This is a genomic window from uncultured Haliea sp., from assembly GCF_963973825.1.
In the GTDB taxonomy this organism is placed as follows: domain Bacteria; phylum Pseudomonadota; class Gammaproteobacteria; order Pseudomonadales; family Halieaceae; genus Haliea.
This window is the reverse complement of record NZ_CAXBAE010000007.1, coordinates 28,893-53,156: the sequence shown is the minus strand read 5'-3', so window position 1 is coordinate 53,156 and position 24,264 is coordinate 28,893. Positions and strand designations below refer to the sequence as shown.

The 24,264-nt window shown below is 64.3% G+C and carries 19 protein-coding genes, 1 tRNA gene and 1 pseudogene; 11 read left to right on the top strand and 10 right to left on the bottom strand.

Going from position 1 to position 24,264, the window contains the following annotated elements:
• The first annotated feature begins 157 nt into the window (after positions 1–157).
• From AACZ17_RS09840 to AACZ17_RS09815, 6 genes are all read left to right on the top strand, one after another.
• Positions 158–1,063 carry an SDR family NAD(P)-dependent oxidoreductase gene (locus tag AACZ17_RS09840; protein ID WP_290742448.1) on the top strand — a complete coding sequence of 302 codons (906 nt, stop codon included), beginning with the start codon at positions 158–160 and terminating at the stop codon, positions 1,061–1,063.
• Entirely contained in the window at positions 1,060–1,851 is a 792-nt protein-coding gene (locus AACZ17_RS09835; RefSeq protein ID WP_290742451.1) for a DUF1295 domain-containing protein, read from the top strand. The genes AACZ17_RS09840 and AACZ17_RS09835 overlap by 4 nt, the downstream gene beginning before the upstream one ends.
• Before the next feature lie 113 nt (positions 1,852–1,964).
• Positions 1,965–2,879: a nitronate monooxygenase gene (locus tag AACZ17_RS09830; RefSeq protein ID WP_290742453.1), complete on the top strand. Its 915-nt coding sequence runs from the start codon at positions 1,965–1,967 to the stop codon at positions 2,877–2,879.
• Between the two features lie 3 nt (positions 2,880–2,882).
• Positions 2,883–4,562: a class I adenylate-forming enzyme family protein gene (locus tag AACZ17_RS09825; protein WP_290742456.1), complete on the top strand. Its 1,680-nt coding sequence runs from the start codon at positions 2,883–2,885 to the stop codon at positions 4,560–4,562.
• Positions 4,559–5,791: an acetyl-CoA acetyltransferase gene (locus AACZ17_RS09820; RefSeq protein ID WP_290742459.1), complete on the top strand. Its 1,233-nt coding sequence runs from the start codon at positions 4,559–4,561 to the stop codon at positions 5,789–5,791. Before AACZ17_RS09825 ends, AACZ17_RS09820 begins: the two co-directional genes overlap by 4 nt.
• A complete protein-coding gene (locus AACZ17_RS09815; RefSeq protein ID WP_290742462.1) occupies positions 5,788–6,990 on the top strand; it encodes an acetyl-CoA C-acyltransferase in 1,203 nt (400 codons plus the stop codon). The genes AACZ17_RS09820 and AACZ17_RS09815 overlap by 4 nt, the downstream gene beginning before the upstream one ends.
• 22 nt (positions 6,991–7,012) lie before the next feature.
• Here the strand turns inward: AACZ17_RS09815 and AACZ17_RS09810 are convergent, their stop codons facing one another.
• Entirely contained in the window at positions 7,013–9,055 is a 2,043-nt protein-coding gene (locus tag AACZ17_RS09810; RefSeq protein WP_290742465.1) for a PhoX family phosphatase, read from the bottom strand.
• A gap of 173 nt (positions 9,056–9,228) precedes the next feature.
• Between AACZ17_RS09810 and AACZ17_RS09805 the strand changes: the two genes are divergently transcribed.
• Positions 9,229–11,226 carry a UvrD-helicase domain-containing protein gene (locus AACZ17_RS09805; protein WP_290742468.1) on the top strand — a complete coding sequence of 666 codons (1,998 nt, stop codon included), beginning with the start codon at positions 9,229–9,231 and terminating at the stop codon, positions 11,224–11,226.
• A 50-nt stretch (positions 11,227–11,276) separates the two neighbouring features.
• Here the strand turns inward: AACZ17_RS09805 and AACZ17_RS09800 are convergent, their stop codons facing one another.
• From AACZ17_RS09800 to AACZ17_RS09775, 6 genes are all read right to left on the bottom strand, one after another.
• Positions 11,277–12,206 (bottom strand): TauD/TfdA family dioxygenase, encoded by a 930-nt coding sequence (locus AACZ17_RS09800; protein WP_290742471.1) that lies wholly within the window; start codon positions 12,204–12,206, stop codon positions 11,277–11,279.
• Between the two features lie 9 nt (positions 12,207–12,215).
• Entirely contained in the window at positions 12,216–12,986 is a 771-nt protein-coding gene (locus tag AACZ17_RS09795; RefSeq protein ID WP_290742474.1) for a class II aldolase/adducin family protein, read from the bottom strand.
• 180 nt (positions 12,987–13,166) lie between these two features.
• On the bottom strand, positions 13,167–14,153 hold the full coding sequence (locus tag AACZ17_RS09790) for an AraC family transcriptional regulator (RefSeq protein WP_290742477.1): 987 nt from the start codon (positions 14,151–14,153) through the stop codon (positions 13,167–13,169).
• A gap of 89 nt (positions 14,154–14,242) precedes the next feature.
• A complete protein-coding gene (locus AACZ17_RS09785; RefSeq protein ID WP_290742480.1) occupies positions 14,243–17,386 on the bottom strand; it encodes a multidrug efflux RND transporter permease subunit in 3,144 nt (1,047 codons plus the stop codon).
• Positions 17,386–18,519, bottom strand: coding sequence for an efflux RND transporter periplasmic adaptor subunit (locus tag AACZ17_RS09780; protein WP_290742483.1), 1,134 nt, complete (start codon positions 18,517–18,519; stop codon positions 17,386–17,388). The genes AACZ17_RS09785 and AACZ17_RS09780 overlap by 1 nt, the downstream gene beginning before the upstream one ends.
• Before the next feature lie 144 nt (positions 18,520–18,663).
• Positions 18,664–19,089: a c-type cytochrome gene (locus AACZ17_RS09775; protein WP_290742486.1), complete on the bottom strand. Its 426-nt coding sequence runs from the start codon at positions 19,087–19,089 to the stop codon at positions 18,664–18,666.
• Between the two features lie 144 nt (positions 19,090–19,233).
• Here AACZ17_RS09775 and AACZ17_RS09770 point away from each other — a divergent pair, with 144 nt between their 5' ends.
• The 4 genes from AACZ17_RS09770 to AACZ17_RS09755 all read left to right on the top strand — a co-directional run bounded on the left by AACZ17_RS09770 (position 19,234) and on the right by AACZ17_RS09755 (position 21,958).
• The gene (locus AACZ17_RS09770) at positions 19,234–19,872 is read left to right on the top strand and encodes a glutathione S-transferase family protein (RefSeq protein ID WP_290742490.1); all 639 of its coding nucleotides are present in this window, start codon (positions 19,234–19,236) and stop codon (positions 19,870–19,872) included.
• A gap of 96 nt (positions 19,873–19,968) precedes the next feature.
• On the top strand, positions 19,969–21,021 hold the full coding sequence (locus AACZ17_RS09765; RefSeq protein WP_290742492.1) for a DUF3080 family protein: 1,053 nt from the start codon (positions 19,969–19,971) through the stop codon (positions 21,019–21,021).
• 104 nt (positions 21,022–21,125) lie between these two features.
• Complete coding sequence (locus tag AACZ17_RS09760) at positions 21,126–21,746, top strand: DUF4136 domain-containing protein (protein ID WP_290742496.1); 621 nt, start codon at positions 21,126–21,128, stop codon at positions 21,744–21,746.
• Between the two features lie 135 nt (positions 21,747–21,881).
• A tRNA-Arg gene (locus AACZ17_RS09755) sits at positions 21,882–21,958 on the top strand.
• Positions 21,959–22,172: 214 nt separating this feature from the next.
• On the opposite strand, the gene AACZ17_RS09750 is transcribed toward AACZ17_RS09755, so the two are convergent.
• From AACZ17_RS09750 to AACZ17_RS09740, 3 genes and pseudogenes are all read right to left on the bottom strand, one after another.
• Complete coding sequence (locus AACZ17_RS09750) at positions 22,173–22,976, bottom strand: enoyl-CoA hydratase-related protein (protein ID WP_290742499.1); 804 nt, start codon at positions 22,974–22,976, stop codon at positions 22,173–22,175.
• A gap of 41 nt (positions 22,977–23,017) precedes the next feature.
• Positions 23,018–23,782: an enoyl-CoA hydratase gene (locus tag AACZ17_RS09745; protein WP_290742501.1), complete on the bottom strand. Its 765-nt coding sequence runs from the start codon at positions 23,780–23,782 to the stop codon at positions 23,018–23,020.
• Positions 23,783–23,817: 35 nt separating this feature from the next.
• Positions 23,818–24,059 (bottom strand): annotated as a pseudogene (locus AACZ17_RS09740) (3-hydroxyacyl-CoA dehydrogenase); the annotation flags it as partial.
• Positions 24,060–24,264: the final 205 nt, after the last annotated feature.

Sequence of the window (24,264 nt, the reverse complement as noted above, 5' to 3'; positions counted from 1 at the left end):
TCCCCCTGACGTCTGGCAGGCGGGATACCCCCGCTGCACGTGGATTTCGATTGATTATAGGTACGAAGTATTTTTATGCAAGTTTAAATTCCTGCGCCCTTGCAGCGCCCCCAACGCTTGGCTAGACTAAAAGTCTATTTATAAAAGTAACAAGGCCATGACATCTAACGCAGCGCCCGGCGGGCAAGCGACACTGGCTGGCAAGGTGGCCATCGTGACCGGTGCCGGCAAGGGTTTGGGGCGCGCCTATGCGCTGGATCTGGCGCAGCGGGGCGCGCGGGTGGTTGTCAACAATCGGCGCCACCGCGGCGACAGCGAGCACAGCGCCGACGCCGTGGTGCATGAGATCGCCGCCCGGGGCGGCAGCGCCGTCGCCGATTACAGTGACGCGGCAGACCCGCGCTGTGGCGAACATCTGCTGGCCACGGCCCTGCAACACTACGGTCGACTGGACATGGTCATCGCCAACGCCGGCGTGTCCGAGGCGTCCTCCTTTCACAAGCAAAGCCTGGACGAGTTCCGCCGCATCATCGATATCAACCTGATGGGCACCGCCTCGCTGCTGCATCCGACCTTCCGCCATCTGTATCAGCAGCGTGGCGGCGCCATCGTAGTCAGCAGCTCCGCCGCGGGCCTGCACGGTGAGCACGGTCTGCCCGCGTACTCCGCCTCCAAGGCGGGAGTGATCGGCCTGTGTCGCGCCCTGGCGCTGGAGGGGGCGCCCCATGGCGTGAGGGTGAACACAATTGCACCCTTCGCCGACACCGCCATGACCCGCAGCAGCCTGCCATCCGAGCTGGCCAGTCAACTGCCGGCAGAAGCCGTGGCGAAGGTGGTGGCCTGGCTGGCGAGTGATGACTGTACCCTCAACGGGGAGGTTGTGGTCGCGGGCGGTGGCCGCATGGCTCGGGCACGCAACCTGCTCAGCGCCCCGGCGGCGCCGGACGACACGCCGCAGGCCCTGGCGGCCGCCTGGGCCACACTCACTGCCACACCGCCGGCGCAGGATTACGACTCCGCCGTCGCCCTGTTTCTCGACTTTGCCGGAGACCTTGCCCGATGATGGATTTACTTACCCTGTTCAGCGCGACGGCAGCGGTCGCCCTGGCCTGCGCGCTGGCGCTGTGGCTGGCCAGCATCCCCCTGCGGGACGTCAGCATTATCGACATGTTCTTCGCCCTGATCATGGTTGCCATCACGCTGACGGCCTTTACCCTGGCCGCCGAACGACACACCCTGCAATGGCTGTTGCTGGCTATGGTTTCAGTCTGGGCGCTGCGCATCACTGCCTACCTGATCGGGCGCAACTGGGGTCACGGTGAAGACCCGCGCTACACCAAACTGCGCAGCTGGGTAAACGACGAACGCGCCTTTCTCTGGCTCAGCCTGCGCCAGGTGTTCCTGCTGCAAGCCGTTGTGCTCTGGCTCGCCTCGCTGCCGGTGCAGGTGGGCATGCACAGCGGCGGCGCCGCAGGCTGGCTCGCAGTGCTGGGCAGCGTCGTCTGGCTGGTGGGGCTGGTCACCGAGACCGTGGCCGACGCCCAGTTGAGGCACTTTCGCGCGCAAGCGGAAAACCGCGGCACCGTTCTCTGTACGGGGTTGTGGCGCTACTCCAGGCACCCCAATTATTTCGGCGAACTCTGCGTGTGGTGGGGCATCTGGCTGGTCGCCTGTGAAGCGCCGCTGGGTTGGCTCACCGTTATCGGCCCGCTGGCCTACAGCTATCTGGTGGTCAACGTGACCGGGCAGAAAACCCTGGACAAGAAACTGGCACGGGAGAAGCCCGGCTACGCGGAGTACATGGCCCGCACCAGCGGACTGGTTCCCTGGCCGCCCAAACGGGCCCCGTGAGGGGCGGTTGCAGCACGCGGAGGCCGCGCGTTGGATACCCACATGTCTTGTCCCCCGGCAGATTCGTGACTACCATGGTGGTCTTTTAATACAAGTAACCTCGGATACGCTCTATGCCCCGCGCTCTCGATCAGCTCAGAATCCCCGTCTTCCAGGCGCCCATGTTCCTGCAATCCGGCCCGGACATGGTCATTGCCAGCTGCCGCGCCGGTATCGTCGGCAGCTTTCCCTCGGTGAACGCCCGCAGCACGGAAGAGCTGGAGCGCTGGCTGCAGGAGATCACGGCGGCCACTGGCGGCGAGGATGACGGCCCCTGGGCCATCAACCTGATGATGCACCGCTCCAACACCCGGCGCTTTGACGACCTGGAACTGGCACTGAAGTACAAGGCACCACTGGTCATTTCCGCACTCGGTAGCCCGCGCGATGCCATCGAAGCGGTGCACAGCTACGGCGGCAAGATCTTCGCGGATGTGATCGACACCCGCTTCGCCGCCAAGGCAGTAGACGCCGGTGTCGATGGCCTGGTACTGGTAGCCGCCGGCGCAGGCGGCCATACCGGGCAGCAGGCGGGCTTCGCCTTTGTCGAGGAGGTGCGCCAGTTCTGGGAGGGGGATATCGTGCTCGGTGGCGGCATCTCCAGCGGACGCGGTGTGCGCGCCGCACAGGTGCTGGGCGCCAACTACGCCTACATGGGCACGCGGTTTATTGCCACCCAGGAGAGCATGGCGGACCCCGCCTACAAGCAGATGGTGGTGGACGCCACCGGTGCCGATATCGTCTGCTCCGATGCCCTGACGGGAGTGAAGGCGAACTGGCTGCGCGCCAGTCTGGTCGCTGCAGGCTACGACCCTGCCAACATGCCTGACGGCGCAAAAATCGATATCGCCGCCTCCACCAGCGATGCCAAGCGCTGGCGGGACGTCTGGTCGGCGGGCCAGGGGGTGGGGGCCATCCGTGATATTCTGCCGATTGCCGATCTGGTCAACCGGCTGGACCGGGAATACCGCGCTGCCTGCGAGGGATAACACATGCAAACCAGTCCACAATCACGCATCCGGGCACTGACCGAGGCCGGCTACTGGGGTGACGAGACCCTGCACGACATCCTCGCCGCACAGGCGGCCCGGGTGCCGCAACGCACGGCCCTGATTGACCAGCCCAACAAGGCCGAGCTGACCGGGCTGCCGGCCAGACGCCTCTGCTTTGCCGAACTGGAGGCACTCAGCGACCAACTGGCGGCGCAGCTGCTCGCCCTGGGACTGCGCCAAGACGACCGCATTCTGGTGCAGCTGCCGAACATTGCCGAGCTGGTCATCACCTACTACGCGGCCAGCAAGTTAGGGGTGGTGGTCTCGCCGCTGCCCATACAGTACGGCGGCCACGAGCTGACTGGTTTTGCCCACAGCCTGCAACCCGCGGCCATCCTCACACTCGGGGAGTTCCGCGATCAGGACCTCGCGGCACGCGCACGGGCCGCACTGCCCCAGCTGCCCGTCTGGCGTTTCGGGGCCGAACTCGACCTCGATGGGGCAACGCCCGACGGGGACCTCGCCGCGTTGCGCGCACACCGCGAACAGCATCCGGCGGACGCCAATGATATCCTCACCGTGGTCTGGACCTCGGGCACCACCGGTACGCCAAAAGGTGTGCCGCGCTCCCACAACATGTGGCGGGCGATGGCGCGCAACACCATGGCGGCGGGGAACTACCAGCAGGGCGAAACACTGCTGGTACCTTTTCCGCTGGTCAATATGGCCGCGCTGGGCGGGTTCCTGTTCCCCGCCATCATCAACGCCTGCCCGCTGGTGCTGCACCAGCCCATGGACCCACCCATGTTCCTGTGCCAGATCCAGGAGGAACGGGTCAATTTCACCATTGCGCCACCCGCCCTGCTCAACCGCCTCGCGCAGCAACCGGCCCTGTGGCAGCAATGCGATTTCAGTGCGATCCGCGCCTTCGGCTCGGGCTCAGTGCCACTCTCTCCGGCCATGATCCAGGTTATCGAGGGGGAGTACGGCAAACAGATCATCAACTTCTATGGCTCCAATGAGGGGATCAGCCTGTTCTCCACGCCGGAAGTGGCCGCCACACCCGAGTACCGGGCCAGCCTGTTCCCGCGTTTCGGCGCCCGCAACATGCCCTGGCAGGGCCATTCCCACGAGTCAATCACCACCCGCGTGATCGACCCGGCGTCCGGTGCGGAAATTACCGAACCGGGTGTGCCGGGAGAGCTGTGTATCGGCGGCCCCGCCGTGTTTGACGGCTACCTGGGGCACAGCGGCGAGGGCGTGTTCACCGAGGATGGCCTGTTTCGCACCGGTGACCTGGTGGAAATTGCCGGCGAGCCCCCCAATTACTACCGCATCGTCGGCCGCTGCAAGGACATCATCAACCGCGGCGGCATGAAGATTTCTCCCGCAGAGCTGGATACCTTGCTGGAGGGTTTTCCCGGGCTCGCCGAGGCTGCGGTCTGCGGTTATCCGGACGCGGACCTGGAAGAAAAAATCTGCGCCTGCATCGTGCCGCTGGAGGGCAGCGACCCGCCGGAACTGGCAACCCTGTGCAGCTGGCTGCTGGAGAAAGGCGTGGCGAAATTCAAGCTGCCAGAACGGCTGGAAGTCTTCGATGCACTGCCCCGCAATCCGGTCGGCAAGGTGGTGCGCGGTGAATTGCAGGCACTGGTGGCACAACGAGGAACCCGAGCATGAACCACGTGTATATTCTGGGCGGCACGCAAACGGATTTCAGCCGCAACTGGGCCCGTGAAGGCCTGGAGATCTACGACATGTTCGCCGAGGCGCTGGACGGCGCCATCGCGGATGCCGGCATCGAGCCCGCGCAGATCGAAGTGGGCCATGTGGGTAATTTCGTCGGCGAGCTGTTCACCGGCCAGGGCCTGATCAACGGCTTTTTCGGCCAGCTGCACCCGGAACTGGCGGCCATCCCCACCTCGCGCCACGAGGCGGCCTGCGCTTCGGGCTCCATCGCCATGCTCAGCGCCATGCGCGATATCGAGGCCGGACACTACGACATCGCCTGTGTGCTGGGCCTGGAATTCATGCGCAATGTGAACGGCAAGACCGGCGCGGAGTATCTGGGGGCAGCCGCCTGGCAGGGGCACGAGGCCACGGACTGCGACTACCCCTGGCCGCACATGTTTGACCGCATCACGCGGGAATACCAGCAGCGCCACGGCATTCGCGGCGAGCATCTGGCGCGCATCGCCGAGATCAACTTCGGCAACGCCAAATCCAACCCCAATGCCCAGACCCGCGCGTGGCAGTTCCCGCCGGGCTGCTTCAGCGACGACGACGAACTCAACCCGGTCATCGAAGGCCGTGTGCGCAAAATGGATTGCGGGCAAATTACCGATGGTGCCGCCTGCGTCATTCTCGCCAGTGAGCGCGCCGCGCGCGAGCACGCCGCCAAACGGGGCCTGAAGCTGGCCGACATACCGCGCATCAAGGGCTGGGGACACCGCTCCGCGCCCATCCTGCTGGAGCGCAAGCTGCAACTCAGCGCCGGCATGCCGCTGCTGTTCCCCCATGTACAGACCATGATGGAGGACGCGCTGCGCCGCGCTGGCTTTGCGCAGATCACCGACCTCGATGCCCTGGAGACACACGACTGCTTCTCGGTCACCGAATACATGGCGATAGACCACAGCGGACTCACCGCCCCGGGGGAAAGCTGGAAGGCCGTGGAAGACGGCCGCATCACCCGCGACGGGAGCTTTCCCATCAACCCCAGTGGCGGCCTGATCGGCCTCGGCCATCCGGTGGGTGCTACCGGCGTGCGCATGGCGCTGGACTGCGCCCTGCAGGTAAGCGGACGGGCTGGCGGCTACCAACTGCCGCACGCCGAGAACATGGCCACGTTCAATCTCGGTGGCAGCGCCACCACCTGTGTCAGCCTGATTATTGGAGTGGGGGCATGAAAGACGCGCTGATCTACGACGCCCTGCGCAGCCCGCGCGGCCGCGCCAAAGAGGGCGCCAGCCTGAACTCGCTCACCCCCCAGGCGCTGCTCAAGCAGCTTTATGCCGCGCTGGTGTCCCGTACCGGGCTGGCGCCGGGCGAGGTTGCCGATGTCATTCTGGGCTGCGTCACCCAGGCGGGCGAACAGGCCGGCAATATCGCCAAGAACTCCACGCTGTATGCAGGCTGGCCCGGCTCGGTGCCCGGGCTTACGGTGAACCGGTACTGCTCCTCCGGCATTGACGCCATGGCTCTGGCCGCCCTCAAAGTGGCCGCCGGGCAGGCCGAAGTCACGGTTGCCGGCGGTGTGGAAATGATGTCGCGTGTGCCCATGCTTTCAGACCAGGCCCGCGTGTTCACCGATCCGCAGTTCGCCGCCCAGTGCCGCATGCTGATGATGGGTAACGGGGCGGACCTCATTGCCACACTGCACGGTATCAGCCGCGCCGACGCCGACGCTGTCGCCCTTGCCAGTCAGCAGCGGGCCGCCCGCGCCCGCGAGCAGGGGTGGTTCACCTCCATGGTGCCCATCACACTGGAAGATGGCAGCGTAGTGAGCGCCGACGAATGCATCCGCGCCTCCACCACGGTGCAGCAGCTGGCGGAGATGCCCGCCGTCTTCGCCAAAGCCGGCGCCGCCGGCGTAGATGCTTTCCAGCTGGCCGGGCACCCGCAGCTGAGCGCGGTTGAGCATATCCACACCGCCGGCAATTCACCCGCCATGGCCGACGGCGCGGCACTGGTACTGATTGCCGACGAAACCTGGGGGCAACGCAACGGCCGCCGGCCGCGGGCGCGCATCGTCGCCTCGGTCACTGTCAATGCCGACCCCTTGCAGGTACTCAGCGGCTGTGTAGAGGCCACGCGATCGCTGCTCGCCCAGCAGGGCCTGAGTGCGGCGGATATCGACCTGTTCGAGATTCACGAGGCGTTTGCTGCAGTCAGCGTGGTTGCGATGCGCGAGCTGGGGATTGCCGATGACAAACTGAACGTCAACGGCGGCGTGATTGCCCTGGGCCACCCGATGGGTGCCACAGGCGCCATCATGGCGGGCACCCTGCTGGATGAACTGGAGCGGCGCGACCTGCAGTGGGGCGTGGTGTCCGCCGCCGGGGCAGCGGGCACCGGCAGTGCCCTCCTGCTGCAGCGCCTGCCCTAGCCGGCAAGGGCGCGACGGCCCACTACCCAGCGCCCACGACACCGCCGTCCTCACGCGTAATCACCAGGGTTGCCGAGCGCGGCATCGCAGGGCCTCCATCTGGCCAGTAGCTTTGCAGTCTACCGTGGGCAAAGTCTTCGGCGCCGGTTGATGCGCCCGGGTGCTGCACGTTCACGAACAGTGTGGTGCCATCGGCTGTGCCGACACAGCCGGTGATCTCGGCGCCGCGCGGCCCAACCAGGAAACGCCTGACTTCGCCGGTATCCGGGTCGGCGGCCAGCAGCGCGTTGTTGCCGAAGGAAGACCAGCCTCGTGTGTTGAGGTCCTCGTCTGAAATGTCCGTCTGGATCCACAGGCGCCGGTCGCGGTCGAACCACAGACCGTCCGGGTTGGAGAAGCGGTTGTCCAGCGTCAGCGGGTCTCCCTGGAGATTGCGGCCCTGGCGCTCGTCGCCGGCGAGCAGGAACAGCTCCCACTCGAAGGCGGTTGCGGTGTGATCATCGTCCGCCTCCCGCCATCGCACGATCTGGCCATGCCGGTTGTGGGCGCGGGGATTGACGGAATCGGTCTGCTGCGGCGTGCGCTGCTTGTTCTTGGTCAGGCTGAAATACAGCTGGCCGTTTTCCGGGTCCAGCGCTCCCCATTCCGGGCGATCCATCGGCGTTGCGCCGGCGAGGTCTGCTGCCCCGCGGGCATTGAGCAGGATATCGGCGAGCGAGGCAAAGCCCTGCACGGCTGTCAGACCGTTCTTTCCCGGTGCCAGCGCCAGCCACTCGCCGCTGCCGTCACTGGCAAACTTCGCCGCATACAGGGTGCCCTCGTCGAGCAGCGAGCCGTCCGCCAAGGCGGCGTGGTAAGGGCGACTGGACACAAACTTGTAGATGTACTCGAAGCGGGCGTCATCGCCGGAATAAAGCACCACGGGGCGGCCCTCCACGGCGGGCGCGAAGATGACACCCTCATGGGCAAAGCGCCCGAGGTGGGTGCGCTTGACCGGCTCACTCTGCGGATCGAAGGGGTCGATTTCCACGACCCAGCCAAAGGCATGCGGCTCATTGCGAAAATCCTCCTCCGCCGACTCGCCGCGGCGACTGGCATCAAAACGTGCGAATTGGCCGGGGTCCTCTTCTGCGTTGCCGGCGGCCAGATGCCAGCGCCAGCTGTCCATCGGCTCTACACCGTAGCGCGTGAGCGTTACCGGTGCCGGACCTCTGTCGCGCACAAAGTAGTCGCGCCAGTTTTCCTCACAGGCCAGGTAGGTGCCCCAGGGGGTCACACCGTGTGCACAGTTGTTCAGCGTGCCGCGGGCCCGGGTGCCGTCACGGCTCCACGCCGTGCGCATCCGCGGATCTCCGCGCAGTGGCCCGCTGATCTGCATGGGGGTGGCCGCCGTGATGCGGCGGTTGCGGGCATCGCGCTGCAGCTGCCACAGGCCCTGCGCATCGCGCCGGATACGTGCCACACTCACCCCGTGCGCATGGATCTCTTTCAATACCTGATCGGGATCGCGGCTGCCGTCTGCCCGCAGGGGCACATCGTGGACAGCGAGCGCCAGCCCGGCGGACCCGGCGTGCAGGAACCGCGGCTCGGCATACTCATGGTTGATGACCAGCAGGCCATCGGTGTCGCTGCCCTGCAGCGGGAAGAAGTGCATGCCATCGTGGTGCGAACCCACCTGCTGGGCCTGCTCCGCGGCGCCATTGCGGGCCGAGAAAGCCGGGTAGTCGCCACACAGGGGCTCCCCCCAGGGCAGGATGACCTGCACCCGGTACCCGGGGGGCAGTTCCACCGCATCGCGACTGCTGACCGGCACCGCGGCAAACCCGAGACGCGAAGACACCCCCTGCCCCGCGCCTGCGCCAAACGCAGACGCCACGCGGGGGTTCAACAGACCGCCCATCACAGCGCTCAACGCAAACCCCAGCCCCCCGCGCAGAACATCCCTGCGCTGGTAGCGAGCACTTACTACCTGCTGGAAGTCCGGCTGAGCCGGGGGCTCCCGCAACGGCTCTGCATTGGCAACGAATGACGGGTCGGCGGGACCGGGGATCAGATCATCAGGCATGGTGACTCCAGCGGGTGTAAAGGCGGCGCAGGGCAGTGTGCGCTGCGACCGGAAACCCGGAGTATGAACAAAGTCCTGCGCCGCGGGAAACCCGGCGCCCACTCGCAGCAGCGGATGATGGAAAAATCCTGCTACACTGCGCGGCCGATTGAGGCCGACCGACAGACATTTCCGTGACCCAGCTCAACCCCCGCCAGCGCGAGGCTGTGCGCTACATTGATGGCCCGCTGCTGGTACTCGCCGGCGCAGGCAGCGGCAAGACCAGCGTGATCACACGCAAGATCGCCTACCTGGTGCAGGACTGCGGTATTCGTGCCGATCGCATCGCGGCAGTAACCTTCACCAACAAGGCGGCGCGGGAAATGAAAGAGCGCGTCAGCAGCCTGCTCGGCCCACAGGCCTGTGAGGGGCTCACGGTCAGCACCTTTCACCAGCTGGGCCTGAAGATTATCCGCGAGGAGCGCAAGGCGCTGGCCATGAAGGCCGGCTTCTCGATATTTGATGGCGAAGACAGCCGCAAGCTCATCCATGATCTGCTCATCCAGGAGCACGGCGCCGAAGGGGACCAGGCCGGCCTCATCCAGCAGCGCATCTCCAACTGGAAGAACGACCGCATATTGCCCGAAGCAGCGCTGGCGCAGGCGACCTCGCCGGCAGAGATGCTCTTTGCGCAGGCCTACCAGCGCTACCGGCGTGCCCTGAAGGCTTTCAATGCGCTGGACTTCGATGACCTCATCCTGCTGCCCACCATCCTCTTCGAGCACCAGCCGGACATTCTGGAAAAATGGCAGAACCGGCTGCACTACCTGCTGGTGGACGAGTACCAGGACACCAACGCCAGCCAGTACCTGCTGGTACGCCAACTGGTGGGCCTGCGCGGCGGGCTGACCGTGGTCGGCGACGACGACCAGTCAATCTACGCCTGGCGCGGCGCTCGCCCGGAGAATCTGGCACAGCTGCAGGCGGATTTCCGCGGCCTGAAGCTGGTCAAGCTGGAGCAGAACTACCGCTCCACCGCCCGCATTCTCAAGGCCGCCAACACGCTCATCGCCAACAATGCGCACGTGTTCGAGAAACAGCTGTGGAGTGAGCTCGGCGCCGGTGAACCCCTGCGCGTGCTGCGCTGCGCCGATGAGCAGCAGGAAGTGGACCAGGTGGTTGCAGAGATCCTCGACCACAAACTGCGCAAGCGCACCCGCTTCGGCGATTACGCGGTCCTCTACCGGGGTAACCACCAGTCGCGGCTGCTGGAGCTCGCCCTGCAACAGCAGCAGGTGCCCTACCACCTGAGCGGTGGCACCTCCTTCTTCGCCCGCAATGAGGTCAAGGACATCATGGCCTACCTGCGCCTGCTGGTGAACGAAAACGACGACAACGCCTTCCTGCGCATTGCCAACGTTCCGCGGCGCAAGCTGGGACCCTCCACCCTGGAGGCACTCGGCACCTGCGCCACGCAGCATCGCTGCAGCCTGAGCCAGGCCCTGCAGCACATCGAGGCCGGTGCATTGCCCGATGCCGGGCTCAAACGGCTGCGGGAATTCAACCAGTGGCTGGGTGTGCTGCGCCGGCGCAGCGCCGGCGGCGACGGCATCGGCGCTATCCGCCAGCTGGTGCGGGATATCGATTACGCCGACTGGTTGCTGCAGATCAGCTCCAGCGAGGATGTGGCGGAGCGCCGCATGGGCAACGTCACTTTCCTGATCGACAGCCTGGAGCGGGTGACGCGCGACGAGGACATCGGCCTGGATGAGGCCGTCAGCCGCCTGCTGCTGCGCGACCTGCTGGAGCAGCAGGAGGAGGAAAAAGCGGGACCAGACAGCGTGCAGCTGATGACCCTGCACGCCTCCAAGGGGCTGGAGTTCCCCCACGTATTCATTATCGGCATGGAGGAGAACCTGCTGCCGCACCGGGTCAGCATCGAGGAGGACAATATTGCCGAAGAACGGCGTCTGGCCTACGTGGGTATTACCCGGGCACGGGAAACACTGACCATGACGCTGGCGCTGAAACGCCGCCAATATGGCGAGCAGCTGACCTGTGAGCCCAGCCGCTTCCTTGCCGAGCTACCGGCGGAGGACCTGCAGTGGCAGGGCGGCGACGCCGACACCGCGCAAGCCAATGAACAGCGCGCCACGGAGACCCTGAGCAGCCTGAAATCGCTGTTTGCCTGACGTCGCCTCAGCGCGCGCGGCGCACCGCGCGCGGACTTGCTCGCCTGGGACTAGACTTCAGCACCCAGCACACGCCCGAGCATGGTATTGCCCTCGATGGTGGTGCGGTTGATGACGCGACGCACCCCGGGTTTGGTCCCTGTGGCGCAGTGCATGATGCGCCAGTTGTCCCAGAGCACCAGATCGCCCTCTTCCCATTTGTGAAAGTAATGGAACTCCGGCTTGCGCGTGTGCGCCACCAGCATCTCGAGCAGCTCAATGGCTTCATCGTTGGACAGACCGAACTGCTGCGGAGTGATCACCCGGTCGAGGAACTGCTCAACAATGCCCAACACCTTGCGACCGGTTACGGGATGGTTGTGTGCGGCCGGGTAGACCGCGTCGGGGAAATCCGGGAAGCCGATATCTGATGGCTTCCGTGGGCTGTAGGGGCCGGGCTCGTACCCTTCGAGGTCAACATAGCGCATGTGGCGCCGCTGCATGCTGAAACTGTAGGCCACTTCCAGCTTGTCCAGCAGCGCCCTGGTGTCGTCATCCAGTGCATCGTAGGCCGCAGCGAGGTCGCCAAAGCCGGTCAGGCCGTCTTCTTCAGCCACTGTCACCGCCGTCAGCAGTGCGCCGTGGTTGGGCTTGCCGGTGTAGTGCAGGTCGATGTGCCAGTCCAGGCGGCCGACAATCTTTTCGCCCTTGTAGAACGCCGTGGAGTACTGGTCCTTGTCACCGCCATTTTCCAGCACAAAAAGCTCCGGATTGGCCTCCGATGTCTTTGCCTTGAGCGGATGCATCTCCAGCGGGCCGAAGGTGCGGCTGAAAGCGATCTGGCTCTCCGGTGTAACCTTCTGGCCGCGGATGAGCAGCACCCCGTATTCATACCACAGGGCTTTCAACTCCCTGGCCAGCGCCTCGGAAACGGGCTCGTTGATGTTCACGCCGCTGATCTCGGCGCCGATGTTGGCAAGCGGTTTTACAGTCAGGCTCATGGTCAATTCCTAATCCAGAATGCTGGGGTCCAGGCGCAGCTCGCGACGCGCCATGGCTTCAAAACAGAAGGGGAAACCGTTGCCGTCGGTGATGCTCACTTTCTCCACCACCTCGTTGCTCAGGGGCTCGGCGCCACCCAGCAGCTCTACCTCGTAGGCGCGCTTGCAGCGCCACTCGAGGGTGATCACGCGCAGATGCGCCTGGCGCAGGTCCTTGCCCACCACCAGTGCGCCGTGATTGGCCAGCAGTGCCCACTTGGAATCGCCCAGCGCTTCGGCAGCAGACAGTGTGGTTGCCTCGTCTTCGAAGGTGCCGGTGTACTCGTTGTACACCGGCAGTTCCAGGCCGCAGTGTGCGCCGGTCTGGTCGTAGATCGGCGGCGTGCGCTGCAGGTTGGCCCAGATACCGCTCCAGTGCGTGTGGTTGTGGATCACCACGTTCACATCGGGTCGCAGGTCATGCAGTTGCAGGTGCAGGCCGATGGCCGGGGTAATGTTCCACTCGCCATCAATAATGTTGCCTTTGGCATCCAGCGTCATGATGTCGCTGGCCGTCAACTCGTCCCACGCCAGTTCCCAGGGGTTGGTCAGTATGGTGCCATCACTCTGGCGCAGGGTGATGTGCCCGGCGATATGCTCGTTCCAGCCTTCCCGAAACAGCATGCGGCAGGTCAGCGCCACCTGCGCCTTGGCGCTCATCTCGGGCAGCAGCGGACGCCTGCCGGGCTGCGGTGCAAAGCGATCCAGCATGGCCTTGTTCAAGCCGTCATATTTATTCATAGCGACACTCCGTCATCTGGCGGTTTAGCGAACCTGGGGTCATCAACAACTGGTCTGGCGCAAGCGGCCTCTGGCAATGCAGACTGCGCGGGCCGGGTTTATGCAATGATAGTAGATAGGCCCGGCGCTGCCGGCATGGCGAATATGGCCAGTTGCATGGCCGATCACGCCATTGCCGCGTCAGGCGAACAACCTGGCCCTGAATTCACTGGGGGAAAGGCCGGTCCACTTCTTGAATGCGCGGTGAAAGCCGGAGCTGTCGGCGTAACCCAGCAGGTGGGCTATGTGGGTGATGCTCAGGCGCGGATGGCTGAGGTAGCGTCGGGCGTGTATCTCACGCACCTGGTCGACCAGATGCTGGTACTGCCAGCCCTGGGCCTGCAGCTTGCGACTCAGGGTGCGTACGCTGCAGTGCAACAGTGCGGCGCACTCTTCCAGCCCGGGCGGCTCTGCCGGGTTCTCCACGATAATCTGCCAGACACGCCAGGCCATATCGCCACGACTGCGGCTGATGCTGGTTTCCTCGCAGAGCCTGGCGTACAGCGCCGCACTCTGTGGGCTCGCGTGGGGCAACGGCTGATCGAGGATATCCGCGGCAAAAAACAGCTGAGTGGCGGCGCTGTCGAACTGTATGGGCGCATTGAAAACCGCCGCGTATTCGGCATGGTGTGTCGGCGCCGGGTAATCGAGCTTCAGTGCCGTAACCGGAAGCGCACGGCCCAGCACCCAGCGCGAAGTGGTGACGATGGCCGCCAGCAACTCCTCCACCACCAGTAACCGCAGGTCGCCCAGGCTATCCTGGGCATGAATCTGGTAGCAGCCCTGCCCTTCAATTTCGCTGAATGCGGTCACCAGCTGGAACCCCGAAAAGCGCCCGGGGTAATTCTGAAAGCGCAGGCCGTGGGCAATGGACTCCCTCAGCGTGGCGCTGCTCATCATCAGGTAGGCCAGCTGGTCGAGGGTGGCCATCGAGCGGTGCAGGCCCAGTTGCAGGCCCAGCGACCTGCCCGGAAAGCTCGCCTGGGCGTCGCGCAACACACCGTGGTGGCTCGCCTCGCTGATACGGGTTTCAGGACGGTGCAGCTGATCGACGCGGATACCGTGCGTGCGCGCCAGTGCGGCCGCGTCCATACCCAGGCCCGCCAGGTAATCCAGCAGCCAGGCCATATAGCGTGCGTCAGTGTTGATACCCTGCCCACCCCTGTTGCCGAGAGCGCCAGTATAAGTGGCGCTGCAGGTGGCGACCAGCGCGACCGCTACGCGTTTGTATCAGCGCGGCCTATGCCGAGACGCTGTTTAACACGCTCCCGCAGGCCCTGCACAATCGCGTAAAAACCGGGAATGAAGAACGTGCCGACCAGCAGGGCCGCCAGCATACCGCCAAACACCGTGATGCCGAGCGAGCGCTGGCCGAAAGCGCCGGCACCGGTAGCGAACACCAGCGGCAGAATACCCAGGATGAAGGACACCGCAGTCATGCACACCGCCCGGAATCGCAGCCGACCTGCCTCGGCCGCCGCCTCGATGATGCCCCGGCCGCTGTCCTCGCGCAGCTGGCGGGCAAACTCCACGATGAGGATCGCGTTCTTCGCCGCCATGGCGATCAGCAGCACCAGCCCGATCTGCGCATACAGGTTCAGCGCCTGCCCGGTGAGCAGCAGGGCGAGAATGGCACCGCCGATCGCCATCGGCACCACCAGGATAATGGCGACGGGCACCGACCAGCTTTCATACTGCGCGACCAGGAACAGGTAGACAAACACCAGCGCAAGGACGAAACCGAGTACCGCCGTATTGCCGGCTTGCTGCTGCTGGAAGGCGGCGCCGGTCCAGGCCACGCGATAACCATCGGGCAACGTGTCCGCAACCGATTCGAAGGCCCGCATGCCGTCGCCGCTGCTGAAGCCCGGAGCCACATTCCCGCGCACGGTGGCGGCGCGGTACAGGTTGTAGCGTTGCGTGACATCCGGCCCCAGGGTGAGGTTGCTGCGCACCAGTGTACTCAGGGGGACCATCTCCCCGCTGCCTGACTTCAGGTAGAAATGCTCCAGGCCCTCCAGGTCGGCACGGAAGGGCGCATCGGCCTGCATGGTCACCTGGTAGGTCTGGCCGAACTTGTTGAAATCGTTGATATACAGGGAGCCCAGCTGCGCCTGCAGGGTCAGGAACACCTCACTCAACGGTACGCCGAGGTTCTTGGCTTTCACCCGGTCAACGTCAATAAAGTACTGTGGCACGTTGGCGCGGAAGGTGCTGAAGACGCTGGCCAGTGCCGGGTGCGCGTTGCTTTCCACGATGAAATTGTTCAATACAGCGGCCAGCTCGGCGGGGCCGCGGGACAGGGTGTCCTGCAGCATCAACTCCAGGCCACCTACAGCGCCCATGCCGGGGATGGCAGGCGGTGCAATCGCCACCACCTGCGCCTCGGGCACCTGCAGGAAGGCCTGCCGGTTGATGCGCTGCGCTACATTGAACACCAACTCCTCCGCCTGCTGCCGATCGTCCCAGTGCCGGAGCACGACGAACAGGGTGGCGGCGTTGCTCGCCATGGCGCCGGTGAGGATGGAAAATCCGGTCACTTCGGTGACACTCTGCACCGCTGCGTCGGTGGCGATGATGTCCGACACCTTGCGCACCGCATCCCGGGTGCGCAGCAGCGAGGCGGCATCCGGCAGCTGGATATTCACCAGCAGCGCGCCCTTGTCCTCATCCGGCACCAGCGCGGTCGGCGTGGCGATCACGCCCACAGCCAGCGCAGCCATCCAGGCGAGAAAAACCAGCCCAACCACCACCAGTTTGCGCAGCACCCAGTCCACGCCACGGGTGTAACCGCCGGTGACACGGGCAAATGCCGCGAGGAATATCCGGTACCATCCGGCGTCGCGCTGCCCGCCACGCTTGAGCAGCAGGGCGCAGAGCGCCGGACTCAGGGTCAGCGCGTTGACGGATGAAAACACCACCGCGACACAGATGGTCACCCCGAACTGACGGTACATCTCACCGGTGATGCCGGGCAGTGCCGCGACGGGCAGAAAGACCGCCAGCAGCACCAGCGTTGTCGCAACGATGGCGCCACCCACCTCGCGCATGGTCTGCAGGGCAGCATCGCGTGGCTCCAGGTCCGGATCCTCGCGCAGGTGACGGTCACAGTTCTCGATCACCAGAATGGCATCATCGACCACCACCCCGATGGCCAGAATGAGTGCAAACAGCGTCATGGTGTTGATCGACATGCCCAGCAGAAAGAGCACGGCCAGCGATGAGACCAGAGACACCGGAATGGTCACCGCGGGCACCAGGGTGGCCCGCAGGCTGCCGAGGAAGAGGAAGGTGATGAGCACCACCAGCAGCACCGCCACCAGCAGGGACTGCAACACCTGCGCCACGGCCGTCGACACATAGCGCGTAGTGTCATAGTTGATCTGGTAGGCCATGCCTGCGGGGAAGCCCTGCGCGAGGTCCGCCACCAGGGTATCCACCGTCTCGCCGACCTCCAGCGCATTGGCATCCGAGGCCAGGTAGAGCGCCACGTTGACCGCGGGACGTCCACCAATTTCACCGTAGAAACCGTAGGTCGACTGGCCCAGTTCCACCCGCGCCACATCGCGCAGGTAAATCGCCGAGCCATCCGGCCGGGCGCGCAGCACGATGCCTTCGAATTCCGCCACATCCTGCAGGCGGCCCTTCACCCGCAGGGTAAATTCGGTCTCCATGCGCTGGTCAAAGGGCGGGCCACCTATTTTGCCCGCCGCGACCTGCACGTTCTGCTCGCGCAGCGCCGCCTGGATGTCCGTCACCGACAGGCCGCGATTGGCCATCTTGTCCGGGTCCAGCCACAGGCGCATGGCATAGTCCGCCTGACCCATCACATCTGCGCCGGAAATTCCCGGCACCCGGCTGAGGGCACCGGCTACATTGATCTTCACGTAGTTGGAAAGAAACTTGTAATCCAGCGACTCGTCCGGCGAGGTGAAGCTGATGATCTTCAGCATGTCCGGGGCGCGTTCCGCAATCTTCAGCCCGCGCGCCGTCACCTCCGCCGGCAGTGAGGGCTCTGCCAGCTTGACCCGGTTCTGCACGCGCACCAGGGCCATGTCGGCATCGGTGCCGATGGCAAAGGTAATGGTGAGGGAATAGCTGCCGTCGTTGGCGCTCTTGGAGGACATGTACAGCATATCCTCCACGCCATTCACCGCGTCCTCAATGGGCGCACCCACCGCCATCTCGACCACCTCGGCGGCGGCACCCGGATACACGGCCGACACCACGATGTTGGGCGGAGCGATCGGGGGATACTCGTTGATCGGCAGAAATCGCAGGGCCAGGCTGCCGAGCAAGGTAAGCACAATGGATATCACCAGCGCAAACTTGGGGCGCCGGATGAAAAACGCGCTGAACATCAGTTGCCCTCGTCGGCGGTGGCGCCCACCGTCGCGGTGATCACCACCGGCATGCCCGGGCGCACCTGCTGCAGGCCGCGCACGATGACGCGGTCACCCGCTGCCAACCCGTCCGTCACCAGCACCATGTCGTCAACCCGCTCACCGAGTTGCAGGTTATTGCGCTGCACGGTGTTCTGGTCCGACACCACCAGCACAAACGCACCCTGCTGGTCCGCCTGCACTGCGGCGAGGGGCACGAACAGCCCCTCTTCCAGCGCCGTGTCCTGCAGGGTGACGCGCACATACTGCCCGGGCACCAGCAGGCCATAGGGGTTGGGAATGCGGGCGCGGGCCTCCATGGTGCCGGTGGTTGCGTCAATGCGGTTGCCGAAGTAGTCAATCTGCCCCACTTCGGGGTATTCCAGACCATCGGCAAGCTCCAGGGTCACCTCGACGCCCTGCAGGTCATCCACCGAGGGATTCGCGGTTACCCGCTGGCTGATCTGGTCAATGTAGGTGGCTTCCGATACCTGGAACAGCGCCTCGATAGGGTCGATGCTGACCAGCGTAGTGAGATCGCCGCTACTCGGACCCACCAGATCGCCGGGGCTTACCTGGCTGCGCCCGATGCGACCGCTGATCGGCGCTTTAATGGTGGTAAACCCGAGGTTGACCTCCGCGGCCTTCACCTGCGCCTGGGCCGCCTCGATACGGGCATCGGCATCCAGCTTCAGTGCCGTAAGATTGTCCATCTCCACCTGGGAAATTGCACCTTTCGGCAGCAACTCCAGGCCGCGCCGATAGTTGCGCTCGGCATTGTTCTGGTTGGCTTTCGCCGCAGCGAGGTCTGCCCGGGCTATGGCCAGCGCCGCAGCATACTCCGCAGGGTCGATCACATAGAGCACGTCACCCGCCTCTACCTGCTCCCCCTCAACAAAACGGCGCTCCTGCAGGTAACCGCTGACACTGGCACGGATGGTCACATCATCGCGGGCAACCAGGCGCCCCACATACACCGAGCGCGCCTGGTAGGGCTCTATCCGGACTGTGTCCACCACCACACCCACCGGCGGAGGCGGTGGTGCGGGCTCGGAGCAGGCAATCAGCGTGAGCACGCTGAATGCGGCCGTTGCGCGAATCACTAACGTCATGCCTGACACGCCAAGCCCCCCGATGTTGTCGACAAGCCACTGTAACAGAGCCCGGGGGGCGGGGAAAAACAGATGGCACCAGAGACTGCCAGGCACAAAAAAACCGCCCGGCCGTAGCGGGGCGGTTTTTCACAACACTCGAGCTTACTGGCTCTTCTCGACCATGAAATCGACCGCAGCCATCACTTCCTCATCGGAGCAGCTCATGCAACCGCCCTTGGCGATCATGCCGGTGCCCGGAATGCCGTTGATGCCGTGGTCATGCAGCACATCCATACCCTTGGCAATGCGCTCCGCCCAGACCGTGGCGTCGCCCACTACCGGGGCCCCGCCGGCGCCGGTCATATGGCAGGCCATGCAGGCCGCGTTGTAGACTTCCTCGCCCGAGCGAGCGACCGCGGCTGCACCCGCCGCTGCGGCGCCGGCGCAGGTGGCGTCACCCTGCAGACACACTTCACCCATCGGCTTGATGCGCTCTTCAATGGCAGCCCTCTGGCTGTCCGAAAGCTCGATAGCACCTGCCGCCATGGCTGCACACAGTGCCACTACACTCACTACAAATCGGCTCATCACAACAGAGTCCTCTGGTTACTGGCCGCGCATTATAGCCAGTTATGCGCCGCGGGAAAACTCGCCATTGCGGGCCGCTGGCACGGGCGCGGGGTTTGCCCGTACCATAGCTGCAAACATCCGCACACAACCCGGAGCACCCGCATGAAACTCTACACCTACGACCCAGCCCCCAACCCACGCCGCCTGCAGCTGTTCCTCGACTACAAGGGCATAAAGCTGGACACGGTCCAGATCGACATGATGAAACAGGCCCAGTTCGAGGAGAGCTTCCGCAAGGTCAACCCGATGTGTACCGTCCCGGCACTGGCACTGGATGATGGCACGGTGCTCACCGAGGTCATCGGCACCTGCGTCTATCTTGAAGCGCTCTATCCCGAAAAGCCGCTGCTGGGTACCACCGCATTGGAGAAAGCCCAAGTGATCAGCTGGAACCACCGCCTCTTCAACAGCATGTTCCACGCGATTGCCGAAGTGTTCCGCAACGGCAATCCCGCCTTCGCCGACCGTGCCCTGCCGGGGCCGATGAAGGTGGCGCAAATTCCGGCCCTGGTTGACCGCGGCAAACAACGCCTGGAAGCCGGCTGGCGCATGGTGGACCGCGCGCTGGCGAAAAGTCCCTTCCTTGCCGGCGAGCATTTCTCACTCGCGGACATCGACCTGCTGGTATGCGTCGAGTTTGCCGGCTGGATCAAGGCCGCCGTGCCCGATGAGTGCAGCCACATCCACGCCTGGCTACCGCGCGCCAAGGCGGCCCTTGAGGCAGCCGCTGGCGAGCAGTGAACCGCGCTGGCGCCGGGGCCCGGAGCCTGTCGGCGCCCAGCTCACTGCCCCCATTTGCCTGCGGCGGGGCTGTGCAAATTCGGTTATAACAGCACCATGCAGACAGTCACCCCGCCAACCCGAACCCTGTGCGGCGCGCTCCTCGCAAGCATGCTGGCCCTGGCGGCATGCGGTGAGGCGCCGGCGGATGCCGCATTGTCGGACTACGTGCAGCGGCTGGAGCGCACTCTGGGGCAGACGGCACCCCAACCCCAACTGCCCACCCTGCCGAGGCTTCCTGCGCGCGGTGAGCTGAAGCTTGCGCTGGAAAGTGGCAACCTGGGCACGCTCGACTTTCTCGCCCTCACAGGCTGCGCCGTGCAGGTCACCATCGGCAAACGCAACAGCAGCCTGGGCATTATGTCCAGCGACTCCCAGCGCCTGCTGCTGGAGCTGGAGTTCCTGCAATTGGCGCCCGACTGTATCGCCTACCAGCGCAGCCAGGGAGAAGCCGCACTGGCCGAGCTTCTGGAAGACGCCCATGCACAGAAGCGGCAACAGCTGCCGGCGCTGATCTTCAATGCCACCCTGGGTGGCCCCGAATATCGCGCCCTGTGGCGACCGCCGGACCATCTGCGAACGTACCCGGCGAATACCAGCAGCGCGCCGCTGACCGCGCTGTCCAGCATCAATGCCAGCGTCCGGCGCTGGCTCGCTGGCGACTACCGCGCCGACAATATGGCGTTCGAGCTGCAGCTCAGTGAGATCGCGCTGGGGGATGGCGGCGCCCTGCTCCGCGCCCAGGCACTTCAGGCTGGCTGGCTGCAGGCCGGGGATGCCTTACTGGCGCAGCAACGCGCGGCGGGGCCCCTGTGCAGCGAGCGCATTCGCCCGGCGGCGGCGGATACACTGGGCAACGTGATCGAGAAGTTTTTTGTCGGTGAGGTACAGCCCTGGTCCGCGGACCTCGGCCGCCGCCAACACGAACTCCTGCCGCTGGTGCAGGCGCTCGAACAGGAGATCGATTCCGCCCTGCCCCCCGCCTATCGCGACTGGCAGCGCCAGCGAGACACCAGGCTGACAGACTGGGCAGAGGCGCCGAAACGCCATGTGGCAGCGCTGCAGGCCACCCTTGAACCCTGCGGCGGCCTGGGTCAGCGAGCCGGTTGATACCCGGCCTCGGCCGGATAATCAGCGGGAAACTCTGCCGCGCTCAGGGAGTCCAACAGGTATGGCAGACACCATTCACGCACCACAACACCCAGGGGTACCCCGTGACAAAACGACTGAACATCTTCAAAGCCGCCTGCGCAGGCAGTCTCGCGCTGCTACTGGCAGCCTGTGCCAGCGGCCCACCGAAGCCGGATGTTGACTACAACCCGAGCTATGACTTCAGCGAGGTGCGCAGCGTCGCGTTCCTTGAAGACTCCGGCACCGTGGCGGGGGACAACCCGCTGCAGCTCAGCGATATGCAGAAGGAGCGCATCGACACGGCCATTCGCCACGCCCTGTCACTGAAAGGTATCGCGCTGGTGGAAGATCCTGCGGATGCCGACATGCTGGTCAGCTGGCACCTGCTCACCCAGTTCAAGACGGATGTACAGACCTACGACCGCCCCGGCTACATGGGCATGTACTACGGCTACAATCGCTACAGCCTGTACAACTGCTGGTCCTGCATGGGCATGTCCACCGAGGTCAGCGTACGCGATTACACCGAGGGCACCTTCATCGTGGATATGATCGATCCGGCCATGAAGCGCTCCGTGTGGCGCGGCGTCACCCACTCGCGCCTGACCGGCAAACAGCTGCAGGACCAGTCGCGCTACAACGAGGCAGCGGAGGTCATTTTCGCGGCCTTCCCCCCGGGCCCGGAAGCTGCCGGCGACCAGTAGCCGGCCGCTGGGGATGCCCGCACCCGGCAGAGCACCGGCTTTTCGTCTATTGAGCGCCGTGAGCGCCTTTGCTATAGTCCGCTCCCCCCAAGCGGGGTGCGGGCTGCGGCACCAGCCACCCGCAACCGCCGTTTTCCGCCCGTAGCTCAGCTGGATAGAGCGCTGCCCTCCGGAGGCAGAGGTCAGAGGTTCGAATCCTCTCGGGCGGGCCACCAACTTGTGGTGGCTCTCCCCAATTAGCGCCATGGAACCGCCGTTTACATTGACCTTGTCGCGATCGAGGCTGAGGTTGAGGCGACGAATGAACTTCCCGGCAACCACCTCCGTCGATAATATATGCTTCAGCCTTCAGCCATGCGTCATGTCTTCAGGTTTGATTAAAACATGGGGCCGGTTACGGGTTCACGGGGAGCGTACTGTGGTCACTCAAGCGTCACGGTAATTCGGGACTCTGCGTTCGGCGAAGGCGGCCATGCCCTCGCGCGCGTCCACGGTCTGGCTGCAGAGAATCTGGTTGCGATCTTCCACCGCGATCGCCGCCTCCAGAGACCCAATATCGATATTGATGTTCAGGGCCTCCTTGGATAGACGTAACCCCAACGGGGAATTGGTAAGCATCAGTTCCAGATCTTCCTGAATCGCCGCCTCAAGCTGCCCGGGCTCCACAACCTGCGATACCAGCCCTACCGCCAGCGAACGCTGCGCATTGATGAACTTGCCGGTGAGAATCAGCTCCGCTGCCAGGGACGCCCCCACCAGGCGAGGCAGGAAGTAGGATGAACCCATGTCGCAGCCCCCCAACCCTATCCGTATGTAGGCACAATTCATCTTCGCCGAGGTGTCGGCAACACGGATATCCGAAGCCAGTGCAAGGGAGAACCCGCCGCCGCAGGCCGCGCCATTTATCAGGGAGATTATGGGCTGCGGGCATCGCCGCATGGCGATGTAGATCTCCGCAATCGAGCGCTGGAACGCGAGGCCCTGTTGCACAGTGCCCAGATCCTGCGTTTCGTCGGCCTTGAGATCCAGCCCGGCACAGAATGCGCGGCCTGCGCCTCTCAACACGACGATCCTGCGCTCAGGGCGCGTGGCAAGCCCACGGAAGTAGTCTCTCAACTCGGTGACCATCGCGGGATTCAACGCATTCAGTGCTTTCGGGCGATTAAGGGTCACCCAGTCGACTGCGCCCTTTTCTTCTATGATCAGATTTGCGGGTTCGCCTGTGTGCATGACGTCACTCTCCAGCTTCGACTCTGTTTTATCGACGGTGATTAATTCTGTAGACGGCCGGCACTCATAACGTCTCCCCTACGCTTCTCCAGCGCAGTTTTACTCACCGTCTCCGCGTGTTCGCGACTTACTTTGTCCTCGTAAACAAGCCCTTCATCCAGGCCGTGGTTCAACGAATAGTCGATAAGATGCTGCACCGCTTTCAGGGTGGCATGATCTGCAGCCTGGATCTCCCTTGCGAGTTCAAGCGCGTGCGGCATCAGCTCATCTGCCTTCAACACACGGTTTACCAGGCCCCACCTCTCTGCCGTTTCGGCATCCAGGTATTTGCCAGTGAAGCTCAGCTCCCTGGCCCTCGAGGCGCCTATCAGCCTCGCGAGACGCTGGCTGAGACCCCAGCCCGGCACCACACCCATTCTTACATGGGTGTCTGCAAAACGGGCGTGCTCAGAAGCGATCAGGATGTCGCACATGAGGGCGATCTCGAAAGCGCCCGTGACGGCGAAGCCGTTGATGGCGCCAATGAGCGGCTTGCCTAGATGACGGATGGCATCATGCATCTCCGATCCGTTAGCGGCCCCGGATTGCAGCCCGGTTTGCGCCAACTCCTTGAGATCCAGTCCTGCGGAAAAGGCGCGACCCGCACCGGTGAGAATGACTACATCGGTGGCCGGGTCGCTGGCGAGCCTTGTGAACTCCCGCGCTATCGCTGCGCGTAACTCCAGCGATAGCGCGTTCAATTGCTCCGGCCTGTTGAGGGTGAGCGTGGTCACCCCGTTGTCTGTATGACTGAGTAGTACACCCATCACTTTTCTCCGCGTGAGTAGCCGACTGAACGCACTTACCGGGCAGCCATGCGAATCGCGCCATCCAGGCGGATACATTCGCCATTCAAGTAGTCATTTTCCGCGATGTGCAGCGCCAAAGCGGCTATTTCAGCCGGTTCACCCAGGCGCTTGGGATATTCCACCTGATCACCCAGCGCCTTGACCATCTCTGGTCCATCGCCTTCGACGCAGTATACGCAGCCTGACCAATCTGGCCATCATGGGCGGCCACCGAGGCAGCATTGACTATACAGCCATGACCGCCATCATTGTTGAACGCTGGCACAGGGCGTCGTTGCTGACGCGCCAACGCCTGTACCGGCCGGAAACGTTTCCCGTCTGTGTGAGCGTGTAACCAAATGTATATTTTTCTGGGCGGTTGCATCATGGACGCGCTCCCGCATCCACCTCAGACTCAGGGGCTATCCGCACAGGTCCGAGCGTTGGTGACCGTCTGCCAA